Below are 24,233 nucleotides of genomic sequence, written 5' to 3' on the forward strand. Positions count from 1 at the left end.
CAGCTAGGGTCAGGACCCATTAATTTGTTGAGTTGATCTCTGTTGGGTGATTCAAGGTGGCAGGAGGTGCCGCCTTGAGTGATTTGCTGATGTTGACGCCGGAGCAGATGCGCCGGATCGAGCCCTATTTTCCTTTGTCGCATGGTGTGCCGCGTGTAGATGACCGCCGGGTGCTGAGCGGCATCCTGTTCGTGATCCGCAATGGTCTTCGCTGGCGAGATGTCCCTTCCGACTACGGTCCGCACAAGACTATCTACAACCGCTTCATCCGCTGGAGTCGGCTGGGTGTGTTCAACCGCATCCTGGCGGAACTGGCCGCGCAGGGCGGCGAAACGGACAATCTGATGATCGATGCCACCCATCTCAAAGCGCATCGCACTGCCGCCAGCCTCCTTAAAAAGGGGCTCTATCCCGATGTATCGGACGCAGCCGAGGCGGACTGACCACCAAGCTGCAAGTGGTCTGTGACGGCAAGGGACGTCCGCGGCTGCTGCATCTGAGCGAAGGGCAGGCCAATGATCACAAGACTGCTGCGGCAGTGATCGAGGATTTGCCCGCCGCCAAATCCCTGCTCGCCGATCGGGCCTACAGTTCAGCGGCCTTCCGCCAGGCGCTCGTCGAGCGCGGTATCACGCCATGCATCCCACCCCATGCCAAGCATCGTGTTCAGCACAGCTACGATCCTGTCCTATACCGACAACGCCACAGGATCGAGAACATGTTCGCACGCCTCAAAGACTGGCGACGCATCCACACCAGATACGACCGATGTGCTCACACCTTCCTGTCGGCGATCGCCTTCGCTGCAGCCTTCATCTTCTGGATCAATGAGTCCTGACCCTAGCCGCAGCATGCTGTGAATCGTAGCAAAGTGAAAAACAAAACTCTGGACTTCTAGGTCGGACTCGCCCCAATATTTGTTTGGGGGATTCACATGAAAATTGGAGCACTCATCGCAAGTGCAGCCCTGTGCGTCAGCGGCTGCTCTACGACCGCTGTCGTGTCGGACAGCGATCTCACGGCAATGAATACCGTTGCGCTATGTCACGTTCTCGCCAGCAGCACGGACGAACAGTATCGTAGCAGGGTAGCGGCCCTTCTAGTGCGCAGGGGCGCAACAGCAGAGAGGTGCACCAGGCTTGTGCAAACCGACAATGCTGTCGCGACAGGCATAGCGATCGCGGCTGTCGGCGGCGCAGCTGTGGGTGTCGCTGCCAACAACGGCTATGGAGGCGGAACATATTACCGGCCACCGCCACCACAAACCTATGGCGTCGCGTGGGACCAATTCTATGGCCAGAACTACAGCGTTATCTGGCGCTGCCGCGACCGGTCCACCGGGCGGTTCGTTGACGATTACTATTGCGCCGGCCTGCCCATGGTCGACAGCGCATGGCCGGGCTGGTCGGCGTAGCGGATGAGCAGGCCATACCGCAAATATCGATCCAATCGGTGGCAGAGACCCACCGGTGCCAAGCTGTGGCGGCGCCAACTTGCGAGCGTGCCGGCAATGCTCGGTCTTACGGCAGCGGCGGCGGTGGCCGCCTTCCTGGCGCCGTCGGGCGCGCAACGTAGCGACGATGCATCAAAGGCCAGCCCACAAAGGGCGGCGCCCGCCTCGCTTACCGGTGTCGCTTCCGTCATTGACGGCGATACGATCGAAATCCACGGCCAGCGCGTCCGCTTCAACGGCATCGACGCGCCAGAGGGCCGGCAGCTGTGCCGCGATGCGAATGGCGCCGAGTATCCTTGCGGCCGGCGATCGGCCGAAGCGCTGGACACTTTCCTGGCCGCGTCGAGGCCGCTCGAATGCACATTCGTGACGTGGGACCGCTACCACCGCTTTGTCGGCGATTGTCGGCGCGCCGACGGCGCGGGCGTGGCCGCCTGGATGGTCAAGCACGGCCAGGCGCTGGATTGGCCTCACTACAGCCAGGGCGCCTATGGGGGGCAGCAGGCGCAAGCCCAAGCCTCAAAGATCGGCCTGTGGGCCGGGACGTTTCAGGCACCCTGGGAATGGCGCGCTGCGCACGCCGACGGCGCGGCGCCGTCGAGTCGCCCGCTGGGCATCATCAGCCGTAAGCTGGTCGCGCAGAGCGGCTATTCTTGCGAGCCGCGGAGAACGTGCAAGCAGATCGGTTCCTGCGACGAAGCCAACTGGTACCTGCAAAACTGCTCATGGGGCGGAAAACTCGATCGCGACAAGGATGGGATCGCATGCGAAACACTCTGCTAGCTGAAATGTAACGGAGTAAGCGCGCTACGGCCTGTTCGGCTTTCCGCTTACACCGATCCAACGAAAACCATGCATGGGCGACGCGGTCTGCTAACCCCATTTTTTTGACGAGGTATTCTATATCTGAAGGGCAGAAAAAGTTATTGCGACAATAGAGAGAAGAGACGCCTTAACTAAGACTTTCAAAACCGTTAAATGTATGCTGGCAGGCGATCAAGGCGTGATGTTGCCCTGTCGGGGGGGCGAGTAAAATGCAGACTGTGATGAGTCAAAAGCTGGCAAGCTATGGCCAGTGGACCTACCGTGGTGCCTGGGCCCTAGAGATTGCGGCCGCAGCGATTGGTCTTACGACAGGTGTAGCATTAGGCGTACAAGCGTTTTCTGCAAGCGAGTCTGTCACTGCAATGGATTTGACGCTCGCCAGTGCACCCTTTCTCATGGTGGCAATCGCGGAGCTCACCAAGATACCGATAGCTACACTGCTTTTCAGCGCGTCTTGGCTCTGGAAGCCCATAATCTTGGTCTTCCTCCTGGTTCTTGCAGGCATCACTTTCGAAACTGTCTTTATGGGGATGGAGAGGGCAGGCGCATTGCGTCAGCTGCGTTATGAGGAGCTCGTAAACAAGATTGATGCCCTTGAGCAGGAAGCGACAAAGCTCGCCTCTGCTGACGAACTTGGTCGAAGAGCCGATCAGGTCGATCAAGCCCGTTCCGAAATTGAGCAGCTGACCTCTCTTGCAGAAAAATCGCGTGCGACCTCTCAGTCGCAAATTGCCGAGGCCAATGCGGAATTGGAGGGAACGACAGCCCTTACTCCAGAGGCCTCGCGTGTTCGCGATCAAGTGGATGAGAAAAATGCTGTTCGATCGGCGCTGATTCAACAGCGTGATCGCGAAGTTAAAGACGCTGTCGATCAGTTTGAGCGCCAACGCGACAGCTTTGTTGAACGTATCAAGATGGCGCGCGATTCAGGCGACAGCGACTCGGCACGCAGGCTAGAATCGGAAGTGGCTAAACTTGCCAACCCCCGCACGAAAATTATCACCAAGTTCGACACTCGGATTGAGCCGCTCGATCAAGAGATTGCTGCGCTGCGCGAAAATTTCGATCGTTTGCGGGCAAATAGCCCTCCTATGACTACTGACCAGAGGCAGAAGCTTGTCGATAGGCGTTCGTCTCTGGAGCAAACGCGCGATAGTGATGCCGCGGCTTGGCAGCGTCGATTGGATGAAGCGGGCAAACGGCTCGCAGATGCCCAGGCGGCAGAAGCCAACAAGGCAAACACCTCGGCGCAAAACCAGGTCAGACAGGACCAGATTGCCAAAGCCCTCAGCGCCTTGGCCAAGGAGCGGATCCCAATGGCGCGGACAGATCAGGTCCGCCGTATTGCCTCACGGTGGTACGGCAGCAAACCTGAACTGGTGACTGAGGCACAGGCCGGAATAATCTCTGTGATTTGGTTCGGCTCGCTCGCGCTCATCGCCGCGCTCGCGGGACCAATTACGGCAATGGTCGCTCTAGCGCTCCAGCGCATTGCCGCCCGAGAAGAGGACAATTCAGACAGCAAGACTTCCAGGCTGCTCCGCAGAATGCTTCTGAGTTGGCGGTGGCGCCGAATTCGAACGATTAAGGTACCAGTCGAAGTTATGGTCGAGAAAGAGGTTGAGAAGCGGGTTGAGGTGCCTGTGGAAAAGGTGGTCAAAGAGATCCTCTATGTTCCGCTCTTCACCGATGATCCCGAAGTCCTTCGCAAGGCCCTCGACCAGGATTTGCCGCCTGAGGTCTCAGACCTCGTGACGGTATCAATGAAGGGTCGCAAAAGTGCTCGTCCGGCATAATACCACCCTGCTTGAGCAAGCCGTCGATCTCGCCGTCAAAAGGTCAGCGATTCCAACCTTGCAGGCTCAAGCCGCGGCCCAAGAGAAGACAGCCCGAGCGACCGCCTTTCGCCGAATGGCGACTGGCGGAGCCATTGCAGTGGCGGCGGTCGGGATTGGGCTGGGCATCAATCTTGGTCTATGGGACAAAACCTTGCCGGAGCCGGCGGCTTTGCCGACCATAGAGCAGCCAAGCGATCTCACCTCCCCAAAAGATGAGCCGCCTATTCCTGTTCCAACTCCAAAGCCAACTCAGGAGCAGGCGCCCCAGGCTGACGTCCCTACCAAGCCTGACGTGGTGACCGTCGACTTCAACAAGTTCGCCACCAAGAACGTCGAGTTCCAAGGCACCACTTGGGAGTTAATCACAGGTCACCACTTCAAGGATGAGAACGACCAAACCTGGGACCGAGCGTGGTGTTACTCTCGGCGGAGTGTGAACGGCGTAGACGTAAATGTATCATTGGCAGCTCGTTCTGCACCGACAGCGCCACCAGCCGGGCCTGGCGCTGCTGCTCAGACGCTTCAGTTGGTCGGCCTTAATGATTCATCCGCCGTCGATCTTGCAACAAGATGCGCGTGGCTGGATGGTCGCACATTTGCGTCTTCAGACATCATTCCTGACTCGTCACGAGAGCAGGCCGCAACTGTCCCCGCAGAAACTCCTGCGACAGAGGTCGATCCAGATAGTGGATTTGTTGTCGTGTCCGGGTGGGACGCGATCGGAAACGACCTGCCGGATATGCCAATTAGGAACGTGAGTTCTGAGCAGTGTCAAACCGCCTGCGACACCGACTTCAGGTGTCTAGCGGTTACTTATAACACAAAATTTCGAGCTTGTTTCATGAAAGGGGACGCATCGCTACTGGTCAAAAGCGAAGAGTCGATCATGGCCGCAAAAAAAGTGGTCGAGAGCAATTTGCGCTACTCGAATTTGGTGTTCGCCACAAAAACGGAAATTTCTGGCAACGCCTATTGGACCTCTCCGCTCCGATATCCAGACTGCATACTGCAATGTGCAAACGACAAATCCTGCTTAGGGTTCAATTTCCGCAAAAAAGAAAGTGCGTGTGTCCTTTTCAACAGCATAACCCAATCCGCTGATAACGCAGCGGTCGCATCTGGCATCAAGAGCGTCGCCAACTAAAGTTGAAGCGAAGAACCTATCCTCAAGGAGCGATTGAAACCAAGCCGCTTGTCAAAGAAAGTGGCTAGCAAAATTCCACGATAACCTTTGGGTTAGCGGCAGGAATGTTCTTCGACGAAGCTCCAGCAGAATGCAAAGTGGAGCCAACTGAGGCATCTCAGAGAAAGAATTGTCGTCGGCGCATTGCGGGACCGTCTGACTGAATGTCAAAATGGGGCCGTGACCCGACGGACCGCTTTTTCTCTCGAAAGAAAGATATCGGCCGCTCGATTGGGAGCGCAAAAAGTCTGGGAATGATCCTGCCCGGACGCTGAAAAGGTCTGCATATTGGGCGATCGATCCGCTGGCCTAGCAAACTCAGGTCTCCACCTATCGCCGCTTCCTGCCGCCCGGCCAGGGCAGATTGCCGTCAAGCTCACGCAGGCCGTAGGTCTGTTCCTCCCATTGCTTGCGCTCGAGACGCGCGGGCGGGGCGTCGTCCTCTTCGTACCACAGCAGCGTCATGGTCTGATCCCATTGACCAACATGCAAGACGTCTTCGAATAGGCCGCCATCGCGGTCCCAGTCTTCGAACCACTCATCGGCCTCCGCTTCTTCAGGCCCTGATGGCTTCTCGCCCGCTCGTGCTCGTGCGCTGTAGGAACCCTCGGGCAGGAGCGCCCCGGGCCTGACCCAGCCCTTTGCCTGACGTAGACTTGCCGAGCGGGCGCTGTAGCGAACCTTGCCGCCTTCGGAGACGACGAACGCGCAGAGATTTTTCGAGAAGGTTGCGAAACGCGAGCCGGCGGCAAGAAGCGAGGCATCGAAATCATCGGCCAGCGTGCCGACGGCCGCCATGCCCATTTCCGACATGTCAACCTGCGGCTTGAAGAGCTTGTATGGTAGGAGTAGCTCGGCGGCGAAAATGTCGCAGAAAATCTCGCCTTGGGGCCGCTTGCTGAGACTCCAGCTTGGCTGGCTATGATCGGGGGCGATGTCTAAAACCGCGTGGGCAACCTCGTGGCAGACGGTAAACCTCTGACGCCTGTTGTTCTGATTGCAGTTCACGCAGATCTTGTATTTGCCCTTGGGCGTCTTGAACGACCAGCCATCTTCGCCGTCGTTCAAGGCTTCCTTTTTGATCGTGCCGTCGATTGCTGCCGCATAGATATCGACTGAGACCGGCTGCGCAAGCGGCCCGCATTTGCTGATAAACGCCCGTGCAGATGAAACGACTGACAACTCATCCATCATCGTCTTCCATCATCATGCGCCTGATGCGCGCGAGCGAGGTCGCGTAATCCGCGCGCGTGCCGCGATTCACAACGGTGGAAAGCATCTGCAGCTCCTCGGCGCTGATACTCTGATCCTGACGGACAAATTCCAAGATATTCGGATTAACGTTCTCCTGGCGCGCGAGGTGGCGCAGAACTTCGCGATCGCGCTTTGAGGCTGACAGCGCAGTCGCTAGCTTGTCCAAAACGTCTTCGGATGGGGCTTCCTTTACGCCCGTTTCAAGCCGGTGAATGTAGGCGTGATCGACCTCGCTGCGCTGGCCGAGATCCCTTAGGCTCAGCTTTCTTTCTTCCCTTAGGCCTTTCAACCACACACCCAGTGCTGTTTCCGGCATTCGCCCTCCTTGACAAATTTTTTTCAATCGCTATTTGTTGTCTGTGTGGACAACAGGCTCTGATCTGATGTGAATTAGACCAGGGCTTTTTTCGAACCCCTTCTGTTGTCTGGCCGGACACCAAAATGCCACCGGTCGGGGCGAAACGCAAGCGCCGCCAGAGGCGGGAAAGGATATAAGTCATGCTGGACATTGCTTCGTCGCACATCGTGCGCATCCACATCAATCGAGTGGCGATCAATTCGCCCAACCCAACGACCGGTGAAGCGCTCTATGCGCTGGCCGACATTAAGCAGCACGAGAGGCTCTACCGCGAGGTCGCGGGCGACGAGGAAGATGAGCGCATTCCGCGCGATGACACGCCGATCCATCTGACGCAGGATCAGCATTTCTACAGCCAGAAGGTCTTCGACATTCTGGTTAATGGCGATGACCACGAGATCGACACCAAACAGATCACTTACGCCCGCGTGGTCGATCTCTATCTCGGGCAGGGCGGAAAGCCCTCGAACGAATATCTCGTCAAATACTCCCACGGTCCGGTCGAGAACCCGAGCGGCACGCTCGCACCGGGTCAGAAGGTGAAGGTGAAGGATGGAATGCGCTTTCGAGTTGCCGGAACTGGTGAATCATAACCCCTTCCTTCGTGATCTGGACGAGACGGGATACCTGATCGACTTCGTGGGCGGTTATTTCGTTATATACGGTCTGCCCTACCTCGACAGCGAGGCCGGCTTGCAGCACGGCGATTGGGCCTGCCCACTTGGTCTGACCGGCCCGGTCATCGGCCCCCCCGCCGATCACCAAGCCTGGTGGCGCGGCAGCCGACCCCACGACCAGCAGGGACGCGAGCTCAGGCTTGGCGGCGGTCCCAATCCCGTTGAGGTGACGCCTGATCTCGTCATGAGCTGCTCCTTCTCTTACAAGTTGATGGATGAGCAGGGCGCGCTGCGCGCGTACCAGTCGTTCGAGGAAAAGGTACAGACATACATCGATACGATCACGACGCCGGCGGTCAATGCTTATCCTCAGGCTACACCCCTACGTGGGATCGCCGTCAAGGCGGCCGCGCAGGGTTCGCCGCTGCGCTTTCCCGACACCATGTCCGCGCGCTATCACCTCAATGATCTCTCAGCGCTCATGCGCGGCAAGAAGGTCGCCATCGTCGGCCTTGGCGGAACTGGCTCCTTCATTCTCGATTCAGTGGCTCGTACGCATCTTGAGCAGATTGCGCTGTTCGATGATGACAAGGTCCATCTCCACACGATCTTCAGATGGCCGGGCTTTATCCCCGGCGCCATCGGCAAGCTGAAAGTCGAGGCGCTTGCCATGCACTATGATCAATGGCATGCGGGCATTGTGCCGGTCGCCGAACGCATCACGGCCGACAATGTTATTCGCCTCCGCGAGTTCGATTTCGTCTTCGTCTCGGTTGATGAGGGGCCGGCGCGCCTGTTGATCGTGGACTGGCTGAGTGCGAACAACATTCCCTTTGTCGATTGCGGCATGGGCCTGAACCGCTCGGCCGTCGGGCTCAGCGGCTTCGTGCGCATTACGGGCACCGACCGTGCCGCCTTCGACAACAATCGGGGTACGGTGCGTCTGCCGGTCGAAAACGCGAAGGCTGACGAATATCGCAAGCAGGCGCAGATCCCCGCTTCAATGCGCTGAATGCCAACATGGCCGTGATCCGGTTCAAGCAGCATTTCGGGTTGCTGGACCGGGAGAGTGATGCGACCTCGATAATCTTCGATACCGTAACCTTCGAAATGGACCGGGCGGGGGGAGTCTAGATGAGATTTCGCTATGAAGCGGTCGAGCGCATGCCCAAGCCTTTGGTGCCGGGCGTCGTCTATCACAGCGAGGAGTTCGAGATCGGGGCCCTGCTGTGCGCTTGCGGCTGTGGTCATCGTGTTTCGTTGCTGGTGCCCGACAGCCACCAGGTCACTGAACAAGGCGGTATGGCGACGGTGCGCCCTTCGATTGCCGTCTGCGATGCACCCTGCAATTCGCATTACTTCATTACGGTCGGCGAGGTTGAGTGGCTGCGCGCCTTCGATCCAGCCACGTCGCAAGCGGTGATGCGCAAGCAGATCGAACGCCACGCGCACGGCGACCCCGCGCGTCTGTCCTTCCTGAAGCGTGTGCTGTCTGCGCTGGGCCGTGTCTGGACCCGGTTCACTTCCTTTGGGCCGCCGCAGTAGCCCTCGTAACAGGCAGGCTGATCCCGGCCTGCCTGTTTTGTTGGTGTCAGTAGGCGACAGACAAAGCGAGCACGCCATGAGGCGCAAATGCCTCGATCTGTGGTTGATGAAGGCAAGCGCGACGGGCCGCAAGCGGCAGTTCTGGCCCTGCCAACCAATGCCCGCTTCCAACAAGAAGCCAACGTCCGGAAGTGGGCATGGTCGACTTCGAAGGCATCGCCAGCGATGTCTGCTTTTAAGAAGCTGTGAAGTGGACCTTTACGGCCGTCAAAGGCGCAGAGCCGGCATTGGTTCGGGGCAGATCAGCTCGTCTTTTGTGCCCTATGTTTCGGCTTGCCGCCGGCAAGTTGCTTGAATGCATTCGCCCGCCTAGAAAGGTGCCCCCTCGGACTCACTGGTCGCTGTGACTTATTCGGACCCTGAAATTGCCTTCCGCCGCGATTTCTCTGACTTGTCGACGACAGGGAGCCCTTCCTTTCTGGCCTTGGCAAACGCTCGATCGCTCTCCAGGAACTCCGCCAGCATGAACGGGATCAGTTCCGCTACCGATTCGGACTCGCCATAGGTCTGACGATAAAGCGCCGCATAGTCCTTCAGTGCTTGGTTCAGGTCTGCACTTACGCTTATGGTGATCTTCGAAGGTGTCCGATCCGGAAGTTTGCCGAGTTTCAGATTGGTCATGATGACTCCAGTCAATTCGGGTACGGCCGTAGCACAAGATCCTTGTGCACGATGACGCGCAGTGGCCAACCAGGGCGGACGGTGATCGTGGGCTGAATATTGAGGTTCTTCTCGGTGATGCGCTGGCCAGCTTGACTGACGTTCTGCTGAGCGGATTCGCGGATTGCTTTGACCAGGTCGCTTTCGTCTTCCCCGAGGCTCAGCTCGGTGCCGACCCCTAGCAACGTGGCCAGCGCAACGCCTTTCATCAGCTGCCAGGTGTGGAAATCCACCTTGTCCTCAAGCCCGGCATAGCCGGCGGTGTCCGTCGCCGGCAGATTGTCGATTTCGATCGAAGAGCCGTCGGGCAGCAGTATCCGTTGCCAGACCAGCAGCGCGCGCCTTTGTCCAAAGGCAACAACGCTGTCATAGGTGCCAATCAGGCGAGAGCCTTGCGGAATGAGCAAGGTGCTGCCGGTGACTGTGTCGTGCACATTCTCGGTGACCTGTGCGACGACGAGGCCGGGTAAGTCGGAATTGATGCCAGTGATCAGGCTCGCTGCGATGACGCTGCCGGCCATCAGCTGATACGGCGAAGCCGGCGTCTGCAGTGCATGCAGATTGTAGATTCCACTTGTGTTCCGCTGGCTGACAAAATCGAGCTTGCGCTGTTGATTGTTTTGGTCGCCCTCGGCCGGTGCAACGGAAGCTGAATCGCGTGCGGCATCGGATTGTGGAGCCGTTCCATCAAAGGGTGGACGCCCGCCCTGCCCGTTGCCGGCGGCATCCGCTTGCCGGGGTCGATTTTCGATCCGGAAGAAGACTTGCGATTCGCGCGCCTCGATCGCCTGCTGTGCAAGGCGCTGCTCCTCCGCCGAAACCTCCTGGCCCGGCGCGATGCCCAGCTGGCGTTGGTGCTCAAGGATGGGGCGGCCGAGGTCGCCGGGCAGCGGTGGTCCAAGCACCGGAGGCTTGGGCTTGATCCCGGAATAGTCCTTAGGCAGCCTTTCAATTGCCTCCGCGGTTGGCTTCCGCTCGGTGTTGTAAAGCTCTTCAGCCTGCTCTTTGATGCGCAGTGCCGGTCCTTGCAGCGCCATCATGGTGACGGCTAGAACGGTCCCGGAACCAACAGCAGCAATGGCGACAATAATGCCGCGCTTGAAGCGCACAGCGCGGCGAGGCGAGGCCCGCAGCTGCAGCTGTTCTGGATCGAGTTTCGGTGGAGCATCGGAGCGGGAAGTATCCGTCATGGGCCGTCCCTCACCTGCTGGAACGCGAAAAGAGCAATATCCGCCGCGGCGCTTGCCTGCCGTCGGTCCTCGTGATGCGCACCACCTGCTGCTGCTTGGCGCCGAGGCGCAGTTCGGCCGCGGCGAAGAGGCGATCGACGATGTAATAGTTGCCCCGTACGCGGTAGTTGACGAGCTGGTTGTCCCCGTCAGCACCGACGATGAAGAGCGGCGGGGCCTCGCCCTGATCGATGCGGCGCGGAAACTCGATGTAGACCTTGCTGCCATCATCGAACGCGCGCGTCGGCCTCCAGGGCGGCATGTCGCCGGTAATCGAATAGCGGAAGCGAATATTTTCGAGAGCCACATTCGACGCCACTGGCATAGCGGCGTCGGCCTGCGCATTGCGCCGGCGTAGCGCGATGATCTGGTCCTCGCTGTAAGTCCAGGAGATGGCCGCCATGGCGGTCTTATCCGTGCTTTGAAGCTGCAGGTGATAGCTTCGCCGGTCCGTGGTGATCACCAGATTGGTGGCAAGTCCTGGCGCGAAGGGCTTCACCAGCACATGGGTGCGCTGGTCATCGCCGGAGCCACTGACGGTGTCGCCAATTACCCAGCGCACTGTGTCGCCGGCCGACACGGATTGGAGTTTCTCGCCTGACTGCAGAGCGATATCGCTGACGCGCTCCGGTGCGGCATAGAGCTGGTAGAGCGCGCCTTCGGCAAAAGGGTAAACCTGCACCGCATTCACATAGCCATATTTGGTGGGTTGCTGCGTCGCCGCCTTGTTGGCATCGGCGACACGTTCTTCAGGCGAGCGCCTGTCTTCAGCAGCCTTGCCCGGCTCGGGCTGCAACTGGCCGGGCAGCGGCAGCGGTGTCGGCACTTCCACGACCTTGACGGGCTTCTCCGGCGCCTTCTCGATTGCCGCCGGTTGGAACTTGGCAGCATCATAGGAAATCTGAGGTGGCGGCACCGGCTTCGAGGCACAGGCGGAGATGACCGCAGCCGACGTCGACAGGACCAGCGCAGTGCGGAGCGACGAGAGTCTATTTATCATTGGCGGACTCCTTTGGGGGAACGGAAGTCTGCGCGGCACTGTCGAGCTCGCGCGACCAGTCGATGGCATTGATGAAGACGCCGAGCGGGTTTTTGCGCAGCTGATCGGTATTGTTCGGCGGCCGGATCACAATGGTGAGGATCCCGGTCCAACGCGTTGTGCTGGCGAGGCTGCCGCGCTCAAAGACCTGCTCGGTCCATTTGACTTGAAAGGAGCTCTCGGACGCTCGAACCACGCTCGTCACCTGCACCGAGACGCTGCGCGTGCCGATCTTGCCGAACGGATCATTGGCCTTAGCGTACTCGTTGAGAAAGAGGGCTGCACGGTCGGTGGCAAAGTCGTAGGCCGAGAGCCAATTCTGCCGCACCAACACCGCATCGGTGGAGACGGAGCGGACATTCTGGATGAAGCGGCCGAGATGCCAGGCAATCTGGGCATCGTCGGGCTCGTAGGTTTGGATTGCCGGCGCGACAGCCCGTGTCTCACCGAAGCGGTCGACCTCGACGACATAGGGCACGACGCGGCCCTGCATCGACTGCCACAAGAGTCCACCAGAGAGCCCGATGGCCAGAGCGAGGCAGCCAAAGGCGATCAGGCGCCAGTTCCTTGCCTGCACGCGCGCAGTGCCGATGCGCTCGTCCCAAAGTTGGGCGGCCTTCTGGTATGGTGTGACGGGGTGGGGCGTCTTCCCGTAACGCTGAACAGGTCGCTTGAAGAGCATCTAGTCTTCCTTATCGTTGAGAGAGGGGTTGGCGCCGCTTCCACCCCGATCGCCATCGCGGACGGCCTGCGTGGCGGCGTGGCGATGGGCGCGCGCGGTCTGTTCGGAACGCAAGCGCCTCGCCCACGCCGGCGCGGCATTGGCACCTGACGCGGCAGGGTTTCCGGTCATTGATGCGGTCGGCGTGCCGCCCGTCGCGGTCCAGGCGGCATCGCGGCCGGCATCGGCGCTGCGCCGGAATGGTTCTGTTGCAGATCGCATTCCCCGAATCGCGGCGCCGCCAGCTGCGCCGGCAACGCCCTGCAGTCCAGCAGCTACGCCGGAGAGGCCGGACTCGGGCGATGTTGCACGCCTCATCTGCCAAGCTGTGGAAGCAGCCGATCCCATGGCCGTGCCGGCTCGAACGGCGGCGAGACCGCCGCCGGTTGCCATGCGCGCGCCGGCAAGCGCCGCACCTCCGGCAACGAGCGTTGATCCGGCGGCCGCCGCGGTGGTTCCGAGTGCGGCTCCCGCGCCAAGCTGCGGCGCGCCGGAAACAAGACCCGAGGCAATTCCCGGTCCGAAAATGCCGAGCCCAAGCAGCGCCAACGCGCCCAGTACCTGTGACATGGCCGCGGCCAAGTCCGGCTCCTTGCCTTGCAGGGCGGAAGCGAACTCGCCGAAGAGCGTGGAGCCGATGCCGACGATGACGGCAAGCACCATCACCTTAATGCCCGACGAGATCACATTGCCGAGCACGCGCTCGGCCAGAAACGCCGAGCGGTTCCAGAGCGCGAAGGGCACCAGAACAAAGCCGGCCAATGTGGTGAGTTTGAACTCCAGGATGGTGATGAAAAGCTGGATGGAAAGGATGAAGAAGGCGATGAGGACCAGGAACCAGGCGAGAAGCAGCACGAAGATGGTCAGCGCGTTGCCAAAGATCTCGGGGAAGCCGACTAGCTGGCTCGCTTGATTGAGCAGCGGCCAGGCGCCCTCGAAGCCGGCCGCGGCAATGCGGCCTGGCCGCAGGAGACTGTCGGCGGACAAATTGCCGGACGAAGCGTTGATGCCGAGCCCGGCAAAGGAGCGGTAGATGATGTCGGCAAGGCTTCTGAAATTGTTCAGGATGAATGCGAAGGCGCCGACATAGAGCACCTTTCGGACGAGCCGACCGAGAATATTGGGTTCGCCGCCGAACGCCCAGACCAGGCCCGCCAGCGCGATGTCAATGCCGATCAGGATGGTAGTGAGAAAGGCGACGTCGCCCGAAAGCAGACCGAACCCGCTGTCGATATAGCTGATGAAGGTCTGCATAAAGCGATCGATGACGCCGAGGTCATTCATGTCGCCGTCTTCCTCGTTGTCTTGAAGACTGCTGATCAGTTGCCGGGATAGGCCGTACCGGTGCCCAGGAAACGCTTCGTCGTCTCGCGGGCGGCTTCCTCGGACTGCGCCTTGCGGGCAGCATCTTCGGCTTCAGCCCGGAACTGGGTCGCGAGCAGCGTCTGGATCTGCATCTGCTGCTTGGTCGAAAGCGCGATCAGCTGATTGGTGGCCTGGCTTGCCTCAAGGGCACCTGCCGCGCCCTGACTGCGGTTGACGAGATCGGTAAGCAGGTCGCCGTCGGCCCGCACGTTCTCCACGATCTGCGACTGCGCGCTCATGGTTTGGCGGAACGCCTGCATGGCGTTTTGCCAGCGCTCGCGCGCGGCGCTCGCCACATCGTTGACCTCGATTGTGGCGTCGTAGCTTTCCGGATATTGCACACGCCACTGGTTCTGAAGCTTGTCGAGATCGAAGCTCAGGCCGCTGGCCTGGGTCATCAGGCCGTCGATCCGTTGGAGCGAACCTGTGAGCTGGCCCACGGAAGAAAAATCCAGGCGCTGAAGGTGCCGCGCCATGTTCTGCAGCATCGTCGCCTGGTTCTGAAGCGACTGGATCTGGTTGTTTATCTGCTCCAGGGAACGTGCCGCTGTCAGCACGTTCTGCGCATAATTCGACGGATCGAACACGATCAGGGCGTGGGCCGGCTGGACGTAGTCGGCCATTGGTTTTGCGATCAGGGAAACGGTGATCAGGCTGGTGAGAAGGCGGCGCCGCATCATGACGATTGCTCCTTGTCTGGTTGAGGGAATTGCTGGAGAAGCTCGGCAGCCCAATCGAGGCCGCGCGCAATCAGAAACCGGGCGGCAAAGCCCTCCTGTCCGTGCTCTGACAGCACCTTGTCGATTAGGGTCTGCGTGGCCGGATCAGAGGCGCCGCAGAGCGCAAGAGCGATCGGGCCGAGCCCGAGCTCGAAGAGGCGGTTGCCGCGGCGCGACTGCAGATAATACTCGCGCTTCGGTGTGGCACGGGCGACCAATTCGATTTGCCGCTCGTTCAGGCCGAAGCACTCATAGGCTGCCCGCACCTGCGGTTCCACGGCACGGTCATTGGGAAGAAAAATGCGCTGTGGGCAGCTCTCGATGATTGCCGGCGCGATCGACGAGGCAGCGATGTCTGCAAGTGACTGCGTGGCGAAAATGACGGAGACGTTCTTCTTTCGCAGCACCTTCAGCCATTCGCGGATGCGGGCGGCAAAGAGAGGGTTGTCGAGATAGACCCACGCCTCGTCGAGCATCAGCAGCGTCGGCCGTCCGTCGAACCGCTCCTCGAGACGATGGAACAGATAGGTGAGCACCGGGAGCACAGCGCCTTGGCTGTGCATCAGCTCTTCGGTCTCGAAACACTGCACATCCGACAAAGCCAGCCGATCTTCATCGGCATCGAGCAGCCGGCCGAAGGGACCGTCGAGCGTGTAGGGCATCAACGCGGCCTTGAGCCCATTGGACTGAAGCAGAACCGACAGGCCCGTCAGCGTGCGTTCCTGCACCGGCGCAGTCGCAAGGCTGATGAGTGCCGACCAGATCGCCTCCTTTACCTCCGGCGTAACGCTGACATTCTCATGGGCAACGAGGCCGGCGATCCATTCCGCCGCCCAGCTGCGAGTAGCCTGGTCGCCGATATTGCTCAGTGGCTGGAAGGCAAGCGCACCATCCGCGCCCAGCGCGTGGTGTTCTCCGCCCATGGCCAGTGTTGCCGCACGAGCCGAATTGCCCTTGTCGAAGACATAGACCTGCGCCCCGGCATAGCGTCGAAACTGCAGAGCGACTAGCGCGAGCAGAACCGACTTGCCGGCACCGGTCGGCCCAACGACCAGCATGTGGCCGACATCGCCGACGTTGGTGGAAAGCCGAAACGGTGTCGACCCGTTGGTCTCTGCGAAGAGAAGCGGCGGGGATTCGGTCCCAGTCACGTTGGCGAGATGCTCGTTATCCACCGGACCGGCCCACGCCGACGACAGCGGCATGACATGGGCAAGATTCAGCGTGTGAACGAGCGGCTGGCGAACGTTAGCGTAGACATGACCGGGCAATGAGCCGAGCCACGCCTCGACCGCATTGATGCTTTCACGGATTGTGGTGAAGCCGAGCCCATTGACTATGCGCTCAACCGCTCGGAGCTTTTCCGCGGCGGCCTGCCGGTCCTGGTCCCATACCGTCACCGTTGTGGTGAGATAGCCGAAGCCGACATGATCGCCGCCCAACACCTGAAGTGCTTCGTCGGCATCGAGGGCCTTGTTGTCGGCGTCACTATCGACGAGAGGGACGGGTTCGTTGGTCACGACCTCGCGCAGGATGGCGGCGACCGATTTGCGCTTGGCAAACCACTGACGGCGCAACCGTGACATCGTCTTGGTGGCTTCCGTCTTGTCGAGCGGGATGAAGCGCGTCATCCAGCGATAGGCGAAATCCTGATGGTTGAGCGCGTCGAGGATCCCTGGCCGGGTGACGTTCGGGAAACCAAGGATGGTGAGGGTGCACAGATGCTGCTCACCCAGCATCGGCTCCAGGCCGCCGGTAAGCGGCGCGTCAACCAGAACACCGTCGAGATACATTGGCGTTTCCGGCATGGCGACCGGATGGCGGTAGGTCGAGATTGTGCCGTGCAGATAGGTTAGCGTCTCGGCATCATCGAGGGCGCGCACTTCCGGCATGAAGCCGGACAGCAAATCCAGGACGCGGTCGGTCTCGCCGCGAAACCACGCCAGCTCCTGGCGCCAGTCTCTAGCCCCTCCCGAGTGATGCGAGTCGACCAGTGCGCTTTCCGCCCGCGCCTGGCCATCTGGCGCCGGCATGAAGACCAAGGTCAGATGATAGCGACTCTCGAAGTGCGCGACCTTGCCCTCGAAGGCCGCGCGCCGTTCCTCATCGACCAGCCATGAGGCAGCATCGGGAAAAGCCGAGCTCGGATAGCCCAGCGCTTCCACGCGCTCGGCCTCGAAAAACAACCCCCATCCGGAGCCCAACCTTCGTAGCGCATTGTTGGCTCGTGCGCAGATGCCAACCAACTCGGCTTCGGTCGCGCTTTCGAGGTCGGGGCCACGGAACCGGAAGGTTCGCTGGAAGCTACTGTCTTTATTGAGCACGATGCCGGGCGCGACCAAAGCGGCCCAGGGCAGATGGTCGGCAAGCCGATCGGCTTTGCCGCGATACTCCGAAAGGTTCAGCATGCAAGCCACCCCTTCAGGCGAAGATGACGGACAAGCACGCTGGCGAAGTCCGGATCGCGGCGAGCGGCAAAGACCGCGAGGGTGTGGCCGGCGATCCAGAGCGCCAGTCCGGCGATCCACTGCTGCAGGCCAAGGCCTATTGCCGCGGCCACCGTGCCGTTGAGGATCGCCACCGCTCGCGGCGCGCCGCCCAGCAGGATCGGCTCAGTCAATGCCCTGTGAACGGGGACTTCGAAACCCTCGACATGCTGCTCTCCGGTGGCCATCAGACGAGTGCCCCGCCGCCGAAGGAGAAGAAGGAGAGAAAGAAGCTCGATGCCGCGAAGGCGATCGACAGGCCGAAGACAATCTGGATCAGCCGGCGAAAACCGCCTGCCGTGTCACCGAAAGCAAGGGTCAGGCCGGTGGTGATGATGATGATCACCGCGACGATCTTGGCGACCGGTCCCTGCACCGACTCAAGGATCTGCTGCAGCGGCTGTTCCCAAGGCATGCCGGAGCCCGCTGCGTGGGCCGGGAGGGTGAGAAGAAACGCGAGCGCGGTGGACGAAAGGAAGCGAAGCTTCTTGAGCATGAGGTGACCTTTCAAAACTGCTGGAGTTGCGGAAGCGTGAGCGGGGTGACGGCGTAATCACCGCTGCTGTCGAGACCGGTGACCTCAGCGATCGCGTCAATGCGGCGCGAGGATCCGCGCCCAGCGATGAAGACGATCAGATCTACCGCATCAGCGATGAGGCGGCGGGGAACGGTGACGACGGCTTCCTGGGCGAGCTGCTCGATACGGTAGAGAGCGGAGCGCGCCGAATTGGCGTGAACCGTCGCGATGCCGCCGGGATGCCCGGTGTTCCATGCTTTCAGCATGTCCAGGGCTTCCGCGCCCCTGACTTCGCCCACGATGATGCGGTCGGGTCTGAGCCGCAGGGTCGAGCGCACGAGATCGGCGAGCGTGACCGACCCCCGCCTCGTCCTCAAGGCAACGCAATCCTTCGCCGCGCATTGCAGTTCGCGCGTGTCCTCGATCAGGATCACCCGCTCGTCGCAATTGGCGGCTTGTGCCAGCAGCGCATTGGCAAGTGTTGTCTTGCCCGACGACGTGCCGCCGGCGACCAGGATGTTGCGCCGCTCGCGGACCGCCTTCTTCAGCGCATCGGCCTGCAGCGGCAGCATGACCCGGTCGGCGACATAGTCGGCCAACGTGTAGAGTTTCGCCGCAGGCTTTCGGATGGCGAAGCATGGCCCCAGCACGACAGGCGGCAGCAGACCCTCGAAGCGCTCGCCCGATGGCAATTCGGCGCTGACAATCGGATTGTCAGCATGCGCCTCGGCGCGCACGTGGGAGGCGACCAGGCGGATGATGCGTTCGGCCTCAGAAGGATGCATGTGCACGCCGGTGTCGACCCGGCCTTCACCCAACCGGTCGAGCCGCAGCGCACCGTCGGGATTGACCATCACCTCAATGACGGTCGGATCGGCAAGGGCTTCGGTGATCGCCGGACCCATGGCGGTGCGCAGCATGACGCGACGGCGATGGTCGGCTTCCGGATGAGAACTCATCCTTCCCCTCCCCTGCGATCGTCGGTGCCAAGTGACCGTTTCCCGGAAGCGATTTGGCGGCCGACCTGTTCGACGAATTTGTCGAAGCGCTCCTGGGCAATCGCTTGCGTGGCCCTGTCCGGCACCGGCGTGTGAGCATGAAGCGTGATCGAAAAGCGGATGAAGAGCGCCAGGCTCTCCAGGATCATCTCGACATCGCGCCTGACATGTCCGAGGTCGCGGGAAAGACGGTCGAGCCTCTTGCCGTAGCGCTGGTCGAGTTCATTCTCCCCACGCCGCTCGATAAAGGTCTCGACCGCGTGCGCCACAATGGCCGATTTGGTGGTCGATGGATTGCGGCTGAGGTTCTCCAGCTTCTCGCTCAACTCGGGTTCAAGCAAAAACTGGTGACGAATGCGGTGGGGCTTCATGCTGCTCGTTCCCTCTGACCGGCGCTGATGCACCGGCGACGGGAACGAGCATCGTCGAGATCCTCGAAATCGCTTACGGCCGTTATCTACGCTGAGATGCGCCCGCGTATGGCGCGCCGTTCAGAAGCCGGGCACGATGTCCTTGTCGTCGCCCATTCCCTCGTTGAGGCCGTACGCACGTGCGGCGGTGGAAATCCGATCCATGACGCGCTTGTCGGCGAGCGTCTCGCAGTCATCGTCTGCGGGCGTGAACAGATCGCCCTGATCAGGCTCCTGGACGACGAGGGTCCGTTCTTCGCGCAGGCCCGGATGGCGCTGCTGCTGGACACCTCCGTCTTCGATTGCCGCGCCGGCACTGTCGCCGTCGCCAGCAAGACGCCGATCCACGCCGCGCACCTGTCCGCTCCAATCGTCCGGGCGCGACGTGGGCCGATCCGCGTAGGCACCGTCGCGCAGCACCGGCGAAGGCAGCACTCGCTCCGTGAAATTCGGATCCTGGTAATAACGCAACTTCTTGGCGCGAATCGGCGGCAATCCCGAAACCAGGATTAGTTCGTCAGCCTGCGGCAACTGCATCACCTCACCCGGCGTCAGCAGGGGGCGAGCAGTCTCTTGGCGGCTTACCATGACGTGGGACAACCAGGGCGCCAACCGATGGCCGGCATAGTTGCGCATCGATCTGAGTTCCGTCGCGGTACCGAGCGCGTCCGAAATGCGTTTGGCCGTGCGCTCGTCATTTGAGGAAAAGGCAATCCGCACATGGCAATTGTCGAGAATGGCGTTGTTCTCGCCATAGGCCTTGGAGATTTGGTTCAACGATTGCGCTATCAGATAAGCGCGGATGCCGTAGCCTGCCATGAAGGCGAGCGCAGTCTCGAAGAAGTCGAGCCGACCGAGCGCCGGAAATTCATCCAGCATCATCAGGAGCTGATGCTTGCGGCTCTTCTTTGGATCGCCCTCCAGGCGCTCGGTCAGCCGCCGGCCGATTTGATTGAGCACCAATCGCACCAGGGGCTTAGTGCGCGAGATATCCGACGGCGGCACGACCAGATACAGCGACATCGGTCGCTCGGCATCCACAAGGTCGGCAATGCGCCAGTCGCAGGCCGATGTTGCCGCAGCCACCGTTGGATCACGATAGAGCCCGAGAAACGACATGGCGGTCGAGAGAACGCCTGAGCGCTCGTTCTCTGACTTGTTCAGCACCTCACGAGCCGCCGAGGCCACGACCGGATGGACCTGGGGCTTGTCCACCGTGCCGAGGTGGTTTGTGGTCATCATCCGCTGCAGTGTCGCAGCGAATGAGCGTTGCGGGTCCGACAGGAAGGTGGCGACACGGGCGAGTGTCTTTTCCTCTTCGGCGTAGAGCACGTGCAAGATGGCGCCAACTAGGAGTGAATGACTGGTCTTCTCCCAATGGTTCCGCCGCTCCAGCGCGCCTTCCGGATCAACGAGAATGTCGGCGATGTTCTGAACGTCGCGGACCTCATCTGGACCTTTGCGCACTTCCAGCAGCGGGTTGTACCGCGCCGATCTCGGATCGGTCGGATTGAACAAGAGACAGTGCGAGAACTTCGACCTCCAGCCAGAGGTCAGCTGCCAGTTCTCGCCTTTGATGTCGTGAATGACGGCCGAGCCGGTCCAGGAAAGAAGGGTTGGAACAACGAGTCCGACGCCCTTGCCCGAACGTGTCGGCGCAAAGGCCATGACGTGTTCTGGTCCGTCATGGCGCAGATAGCGATAATTCAGTCCGCCAAGGAAAACGCCGGCCGGCTGAAACAGCCCCGCCTTCTCGATTTCCAGCTTCATGGCCCATCGTGAGGACCCATAGGTGGTGACCAACCCCCGCTGCCGTGCGCGCCAGAGGGACCCAGCTATCGCGGCGGCACAGCCCAGGAACCCGCTGGCTCCGGCAAGTATGCCAGCCTTGTCGAAGACTTCAGGCGCATAGGCGTCAAATTGGAACCACCATTCGAACAGTTTCCACGGCTGGTAGATCGGCCAGCCGACTGTCACAAACCATGGCGCGCCGAGTGGCGGCTGATAGGAGAGCATGTGGGCGCACCATTGGGTTGCAGTCCACACGCCAAGAATGACAATTGCGAATACGACAGCGATCTGCCCAATCAGCAACTTCGTGGGTGTCAATGGCTTGCTCCGCTCTTCTGGCCAGACGGACCAAACATCGCGCCGAGCGATGAGAATTCGAACGGCCGCTACGTGCGACTAGGTGCGATGACAAGGTTGATAGGCATTGTTCAGCTGCGAACAGCGAAAATCCGCCGCAGCAACCGATCGGCGGTGCCAGGTACGCGGTTTGGTCGCAGAAGATGTTGGGGCTTCAGGCGCGGGCACATTGAAGATGTGCTGACAGACAAACCTTTGGAGCCGACGCGTTTGTACGAGTAGCGAGCTGAAAGGCTCGGCGAGAAGTCGTCGTTCTCAATCGGGCGACGGGGGATACATCGGCGAAGACGGCATAAGGCAGGATGGGCCAGACCGAGCCGACGGCAAGGTCGTAGCCAAGGCCTTGGAGCGCATAGCGCCTGGCCGGGAGGCCGCCGCCAGTCAGGCTTACGCGGCGCGTCGTTGAGCGAGGTGGAGACCCGAACGGGCTCGACGAGGGTCCACGGCGGTCACAATGTTGTGGTGGTGATCGCAGTAGACGCGATCCGGCGAAGTTGGCCCAGCACAAAAACGATAACCGCCAGGTACAGAAGCGTCTTCGCTCACCGGGAAGCGGCACTGATAGAGGCCTAGCTGAATGAGGGGGACGTCTCTCGAAGTTGGTCTGATATTTTCAGGCATGATGGTTTCCTAGTTCGTAGCAATTACCAGCTGACGGCCGCAGTGCGACCCGTCGGGACGAGCTTCTCTCGTTTTGGAGGGCTATGGGTCACCATATGGTGTTGGTAGCACCATCAATGAAGCCCTACGCCCTGCTTCTGAAGCCAATAGTTTGCGACTTAAGGCCACACGCGCGAACGCATTAGCAATCTACCATCGTGTCCCCGAGGCACTCGCCCGCCGCGGTTTGCCGGCGGCGGGGTCGCACTGGCTTGTGGGGCCCTAGGCCCACTCGCGGCGCTCGCACTCGATTTCGGTGCGGGTTTCCCGTGTCTCATCGCCCTGTCAGCGCGTTGCAAATGAGCGAAACCAAGCTGTCGCGCGCTCGCTCGTGGAGTGCGCCTTTCGGCCGCCATGCAAGGAAATCATCAACGCTCATCCAATCAGCCGGGTTTGTGTCGGCGTCTGGCTGGCTGAATTCCACATACAAATGCAGTTCGTCCGGCACGAAGACGACCCTCCATAATCCTTTGATGTCATTGGCAAGGTTGTAGGCGAGGACGGTCATGGCGGGGCACTCCTTTCGCCGTGGAGCGTGCCTATCTCACGGGAAAATTCCATCACCAGAAGTTAGTATTGACGCTCGCGCTTTCTCAGAAATCCAACGTCCGCGTGATGCCGAAAGGTGCAGCTAGCTTTTTGTGTATCTCGATTGGGAACACGGGACCGCCGCGAAAGTTCGGTGCACGCAGCAAATCCTCCCCTCCAGGTATTGCTGCAGATCGGTATCCCGATCGGCCCGCGCTCCCCGCAAGGGCGCGGGCCTCGGCCTGTGGTGCTCATGCCATCTACTTCGATCCGCAAGATGGAATATGATCTGGATAGAAGGACCCTCTCGGTGTGGTTCGTCGCCAGCGGTAAACGGTACGAGTTTGAGGGGGTACCGCCGGAAACCTTTGCCGCGTTCCGGGCCGCGTTCGCCAAGGGCCGCTATTTCAACGACCACATCCGCAACAATTTCCGCTACCGTCTGGTTGCGAGCGATAGCGACCCGGGATGACCTGACCTGCCGGCGGCTCAATCGTCCTGTCGCTCCAACCGGCGGTTGGTGGACGTTGCCGCTGTTGCGCTTAGGGTTGGTTACGGTCCGCGCTCACTTGGCAAGCCCAACCCCCCGCATCCCCCCGCCTGGTGCAAAGCGTTTGATCGGTCCCGCCGTTCTGGCAGTGCGGCGGGACTTTTTTGCGGTCCAGGTGGAGCATCGGCGCGCGGGGAAGGCGCGGTGCACGCAGCACCCTTTTCTCATCCAACGTACGTCGGTGGCGCGCTGAAGGGTCTCAACGTCGGTCTGCCGCCGGAGCTCAACTAGGGTCAGGACCCATTAATTTGTTGAGTTGATCTCTGTTGGGTGATTCAAGGTGGCAGGAGGTGCCGCCTTGAGTGATTTGCTGATGTTGACGCCGGAGCAGATGCGCCGGATCGAGCCCTATTTTCCTTTGTCGCATGGTGTGCCGCGTGTAGATGACCGCCGGGTGCTGAGCGGCATCCTGTTCGTGATCCGCAATGGTCTTCGCTGGCGAGATGTCCCTTCCGACTACGGTCCGCACAAGACTATCTACAACCGCTTCATCCGCTGGAGTCGGCTGGGTGTGTTCAACCGCATCCTGGCGGAACTGGCCGCGCAGGGCGGCGAAACGGACAATCTGATGATCGATGCCACCCATCTCAAAGCGCATCGCACTGCCGCCAGCCTCCTTAAAAAGGGGCTCTATCCCGATGTATCGGACGCAGCCGAGGCGGACTGACCACCAAGCTGCAAGTGGTCTGTGACGGCAAGGGACGTCCGCGGCTGCTGCATCTGAGCGAAGGGCAGGCCAATGATCACAAGACTGCTGCGGCAGTGATCGAGGATTTGCCCGCCGCCAAATCCCTGCTCGCCGATCGGGCCTACAGTTCAGCGGCCTTCCGCCAGGCGCTCGTCGAGCGCGGTATCACGCCATGCATCCCACCCCATGCCAAGCATCGTGTTCAGCACAGCTACGATCCTGTCCTATACCGACAACGCCACAGGATCGAGAACATGTTCGCACGCCTCAAAGACTGGCGACGCATCCACACCAGATACGACCGATGTGCTCACACCTTCCTGTCGGCGATCGCCTTCGCTGCAGCCTTCATCTTCTGGATCAATGAGTCCTGACCCTAGCT

General features: G+C 60.6%; 25 protein-coding genes. 10 read left to right on the forward strand and 15 right to left on the reverse strand.

Annotation, left to right across the window (positions count from 1 at the left end):
* Positions 1–74 precede the first annotated feature (74 nt).
* The 5 genes from NKH59_RS31020 to NKH59_RS31040 all read left to right on the forward strand — a co-directional run bounded on the left by NKH59_RS31020 (position 75) and on the right by NKH59_RS31040 (position 5,260).
* A protein-coding gene (locus tag NKH59_RS31020; RefSeq protein ID WP_156937481.1) for an IS5 family transposase occupies positions 75–838 on the forward strand; the annotation gives its coding sequence in 2 pieces (ribosomal slippage) (positions 75–414 and positions 414–838; 765 coding nt in all).
* Between the two features lie 303 nt (positions 839–1,141).
* On the forward strand, positions 1,142–1,414 hold the full coding sequence (locus NKH59_RS31025) for a hypothetical protein (protein ID WP_352467052.1): 273 nt from the start codon (positions 1,142–1,144) through the stop codon (positions 1,412–1,414).
* Positions 1,415–1,537: 123 nt separating this feature from the next.
* Positions 1,538–2,236, forward strand: coding sequence for a thermonuclease family protein (locus NKH59_RS31030; RefSeq protein ID WP_352467051.1), 699 nt, complete (start codon positions 1,538–1,540; stop codon positions 2,234–2,236).
* Positions 2,237–2,487: 251 nt separating this feature from the next.
* Positions 2,488–4,074, forward strand: coding sequence for a hypothetical protein (locus NKH59_RS31035; protein ID WP_352474457.1), 1,587 nt, complete (start codon positions 2,488–2,490; stop codon positions 4,072–4,074).
* A complete protein-coding gene (locus tag NKH59_RS31040) occupies positions 4,058–5,260 on the forward strand; it encodes a PAN domain-containing protein (RefSeq protein WP_023680065.1) in 1,203 nt (400 codons plus the stop codon). Before NKH59_RS31035 ends, NKH59_RS31040 begins: the two co-directional genes overlap by 17 nt.
* Positions 5,261–5,629: 369 nt before the next feature.
* Here the strand turns inward: NKH59_RS31040 and NKH59_RS31045 are convergent, their stop codons facing one another.
* Together NKH59_RS31045 and NKH59_RS31050 are read right to left on the reverse strand one after the other, a co-directional pair.
* The gene (locus tag NKH59_RS31045; protein WP_352972455.1) at positions 5,630–6,367 is read right to left on the reverse strand and encodes an ImmA/IrrE family metallo-endopeptidase; all 738 of its coding nucleotides are present in this window, start codon (positions 6,365–6,367) and stop codon (positions 5,630–5,632) included.
* 115 nt (positions 6,368–6,482) lie between these two features.
* The gene (locus NKH59_RS31050) at positions 6,483–6,869 is read right to left on the reverse strand and encodes a helix-turn-helix domain-containing protein (RefSeq protein ID WP_352467833.1); all 387 of its coding nucleotides are present in this window, start codon (positions 6,867–6,869) and stop codon (positions 6,483–6,485) included.
* Between the two features lie 182 nt (positions 6,870–7,051).
* Between NKH59_RS31050 and NKH59_RS31055 the strand changes: the two genes are divergently transcribed.
* From NKH59_RS31055 to NKH59_RS31065, 3 genes are all read left to right on the forward strand, one after another.
* Positions 7,052–7,504 carry a multiubiquitin domain-containing protein gene (locus NKH59_RS31055; protein ID WP_353024065.1) on the forward strand — a complete coding sequence of 151 codons (453 nt, stop codon included), beginning with the start codon at positions 7,052–7,054 and terminating at the stop codon, positions 7,502–7,504.
* Positions 7,464–8,540, forward strand: a complete 1,077-nt coding sequence (locus NKH59_RS31060) for a DUF6791 domain-containing protein (RefSeq protein WP_353024066.1) — start codon at positions 7,464–7,466, stop codon at positions 8,538–8,540. The genes NKH59_RS31055 and NKH59_RS31060 overlap by 41 nt, the downstream gene beginning before the upstream one ends.
* Positions 8,541–8,662: 122 nt before the next feature.
* Complete coding sequence (locus tag NKH59_RS31065) at positions 8,663–9,073, forward strand: ubiquitination-like system serine protease family protein (RefSeq protein WP_352467836.1); 411 nt, start codon at positions 8,663–8,665, stop codon at positions 9,071–9,073.
* Positions 9,074–9,481: 408 nt separating this feature from the next.
* Here the strand turns inward: NKH59_RS31065 and NKH59_RS31070 are convergent, their stop codons facing one another.
* From NKH59_RS31070 to NKH59_RS31135, 13 genes are all read right to left on the reverse strand, one after another.
* Entirely contained in the window at positions 9,482–9,754 is a 273-nt protein-coding gene (locus tag NKH59_RS31070; protein ID WP_352473672.1) for a DUF2274 domain-containing protein, read from the reverse strand.
* 11 nt (positions 9,755–9,765) lie between these two features.
* A complete protein-coding gene (locus NKH59_RS31075) occupies positions 9,766–10,983 on the reverse strand; it encodes a TraB/TrbI/VirB10 family type IV secretion system protein (RefSeq protein ID WP_352864849.1) in 1,218 nt (405 codons plus the stop codon).
* Positions 10,984–10,993: 10 nt separating this feature from the next.
* Complete coding sequence (gene trbG, locus NKH59_RS31080) at positions 10,994–12,022, reverse strand: P-type conjugative transfer protein TrbG (protein WP_352567554.1); 1,029 nt, start codon at positions 12,020–12,022, stop codon at positions 10,994–10,996.
* The gene (gene trbF, locus NKH59_RS31085) at positions 12,012–12,743 is read right to left on the reverse strand and encodes a conjugal transfer protein TrbF (RefSeq protein ID WP_352567553.1); all 732 of its coding nucleotides are present in this window, start codon (positions 12,741–12,743) and stop codon (positions 12,012–12,014) included. The genes trbG and trbF overlap by 11 nt, the downstream gene beginning before the upstream one ends.
* Positions 12,744–14,066, reverse strand: a complete 1,323-nt coding sequence (gene trbL, locus NKH59_RS31090) for a P-type conjugative transfer protein TrbL (protein ID WP_353024069.1) — start codon at positions 14,064–14,066, stop codon at positions 12,744–12,746. It lies immediately after the preceding gene.
* Between the two features lie 35 nt (positions 14,067–14,101).
* On the reverse strand, positions 14,102–14,827 hold the full coding sequence (gene trbJ / locus NKH59_RS31095; RefSeq protein ID WP_352473678.1) for a P-type conjugative transfer protein TrbJ: 726 nt from the start codon (positions 14,825–14,827) through the stop codon (positions 14,102–14,104).
* The gene (gene trbE / locus NKH59_RS31100; protein ID WP_353024071.1) at positions 14,824–17,274 is read right to left on the reverse strand and encodes a conjugal transfer protein TrbE; all 2,451 of its coding nucleotides are present in this window, start codon (positions 17,272–17,274) and stop codon (positions 14,824–14,826) included. Before trbE ends, trbJ begins: the two co-directional genes overlap by 4 nt.
* Positions 17,268–17,540: a VirB3 family type IV secretion system protein gene (locus NKH59_RS31105; protein WP_352571685.1), complete on the reverse strand. Its 273-nt coding sequence runs from the start codon at positions 17,538–17,540 to the stop codon at positions 17,268–17,270. Before NKH59_RS31105 ends, trbE begins: the two co-directional genes overlap by 7 nt.
* On the reverse strand, positions 17,540–17,848 hold the full coding sequence (locus NKH59_RS31110) for a TrbC/VirB2 family type IV secretion system protein (RefSeq protein WP_352547795.1): 309 nt from the start codon (positions 17,846–17,848) through the stop codon (positions 17,540–17,542). The genes NKH59_RS31105 and NKH59_RS31110 overlap by 1 nt, the downstream gene beginning before the upstream one ends.
* An 11-nt stretch (positions 17,849–17,859) precedes the next feature.
* Entirely contained in the window at positions 17,860–18,828 is a 969-nt protein-coding gene (gene trbB / locus NKH59_RS31115; RefSeq protein ID WP_352637535.1) for a P-type conjugative transfer ATPase TrbB, read from the reverse strand.
* A complete protein-coding gene (locus NKH59_RS31120) occupies positions 18,825–19,238 on the reverse strand; it encodes a CopG family transcriptional regulator (RefSeq protein WP_352541492.1) in 414 nt (137 codons plus the stop codon). The genes trbB and NKH59_RS31120 overlap by 4 nt, the downstream gene beginning before the upstream one ends.
* A gap of 120 nt (positions 19,239–19,358) precedes the next feature.
* Positions 19,359–21,386 carry a conjugal transfer protein TraG gene (locus NKH59_RS31125; RefSeq protein WP_352974102.1) on the reverse strand — a complete coding sequence of 676 codons (2,028 nt, stop codon included), beginning with the start codon at positions 21,384–21,386 and terminating at the stop codon, positions 19,359–19,361.
* 973 nt (positions 21,387–22,359) lie between these two features.
* A complete protein-coding gene (locus tag NKH59_RS31135; RefSeq protein WP_352637533.1) occupies positions 22,360–22,593 on the reverse strand; it encodes a hypothetical protein in 234 nt (77 codons plus the stop codon).
* A gap of 273 nt (positions 22,594–22,866) precedes the next feature.
* Between NKH59_RS31135 and NKH59_RS31140 the strand changes: the two genes are divergently transcribed.
* Together NKH59_RS31140 and NKH59_RS31145 are read left to right on the forward strand one after the other, a co-directional pair.
* Entirely contained in the window at positions 22,867–23,085 is a 219-nt protein-coding gene (locus tag NKH59_RS31140; protein ID WP_023722567.1) for a KTSC domain-containing protein, read from the forward strand.
* Positions 23,086–23,461: 376 nt separating this feature from the next.
* Positions 23,462–24,225, forward strand: a protein-coding gene (locus tag NKH59_RS31145) for an IS5 family transposase (protein ID WP_156937481.1) whose coding sequence is annotated in 2 segments (ribosomal slippage) — positions 23,462–23,801 and positions 23,801–24,225 — 765 coding nt in all. Because the reading frame shifts where the segments join, the coding sequence is not laid out codon by codon here.
* The last annotated feature ends 8 nt before the right edge of the window (positions 24,226–24,233 follow it).

The organism is Mesorhizobium sp. M0998, from assembly GCF_040318885.1.
Classification (GTDB): domain Bacteria; phylum Pseudomonadota; class Alphaproteobacteria; order Rhizobiales; family Rhizobiaceae; genus Mesorhizobium.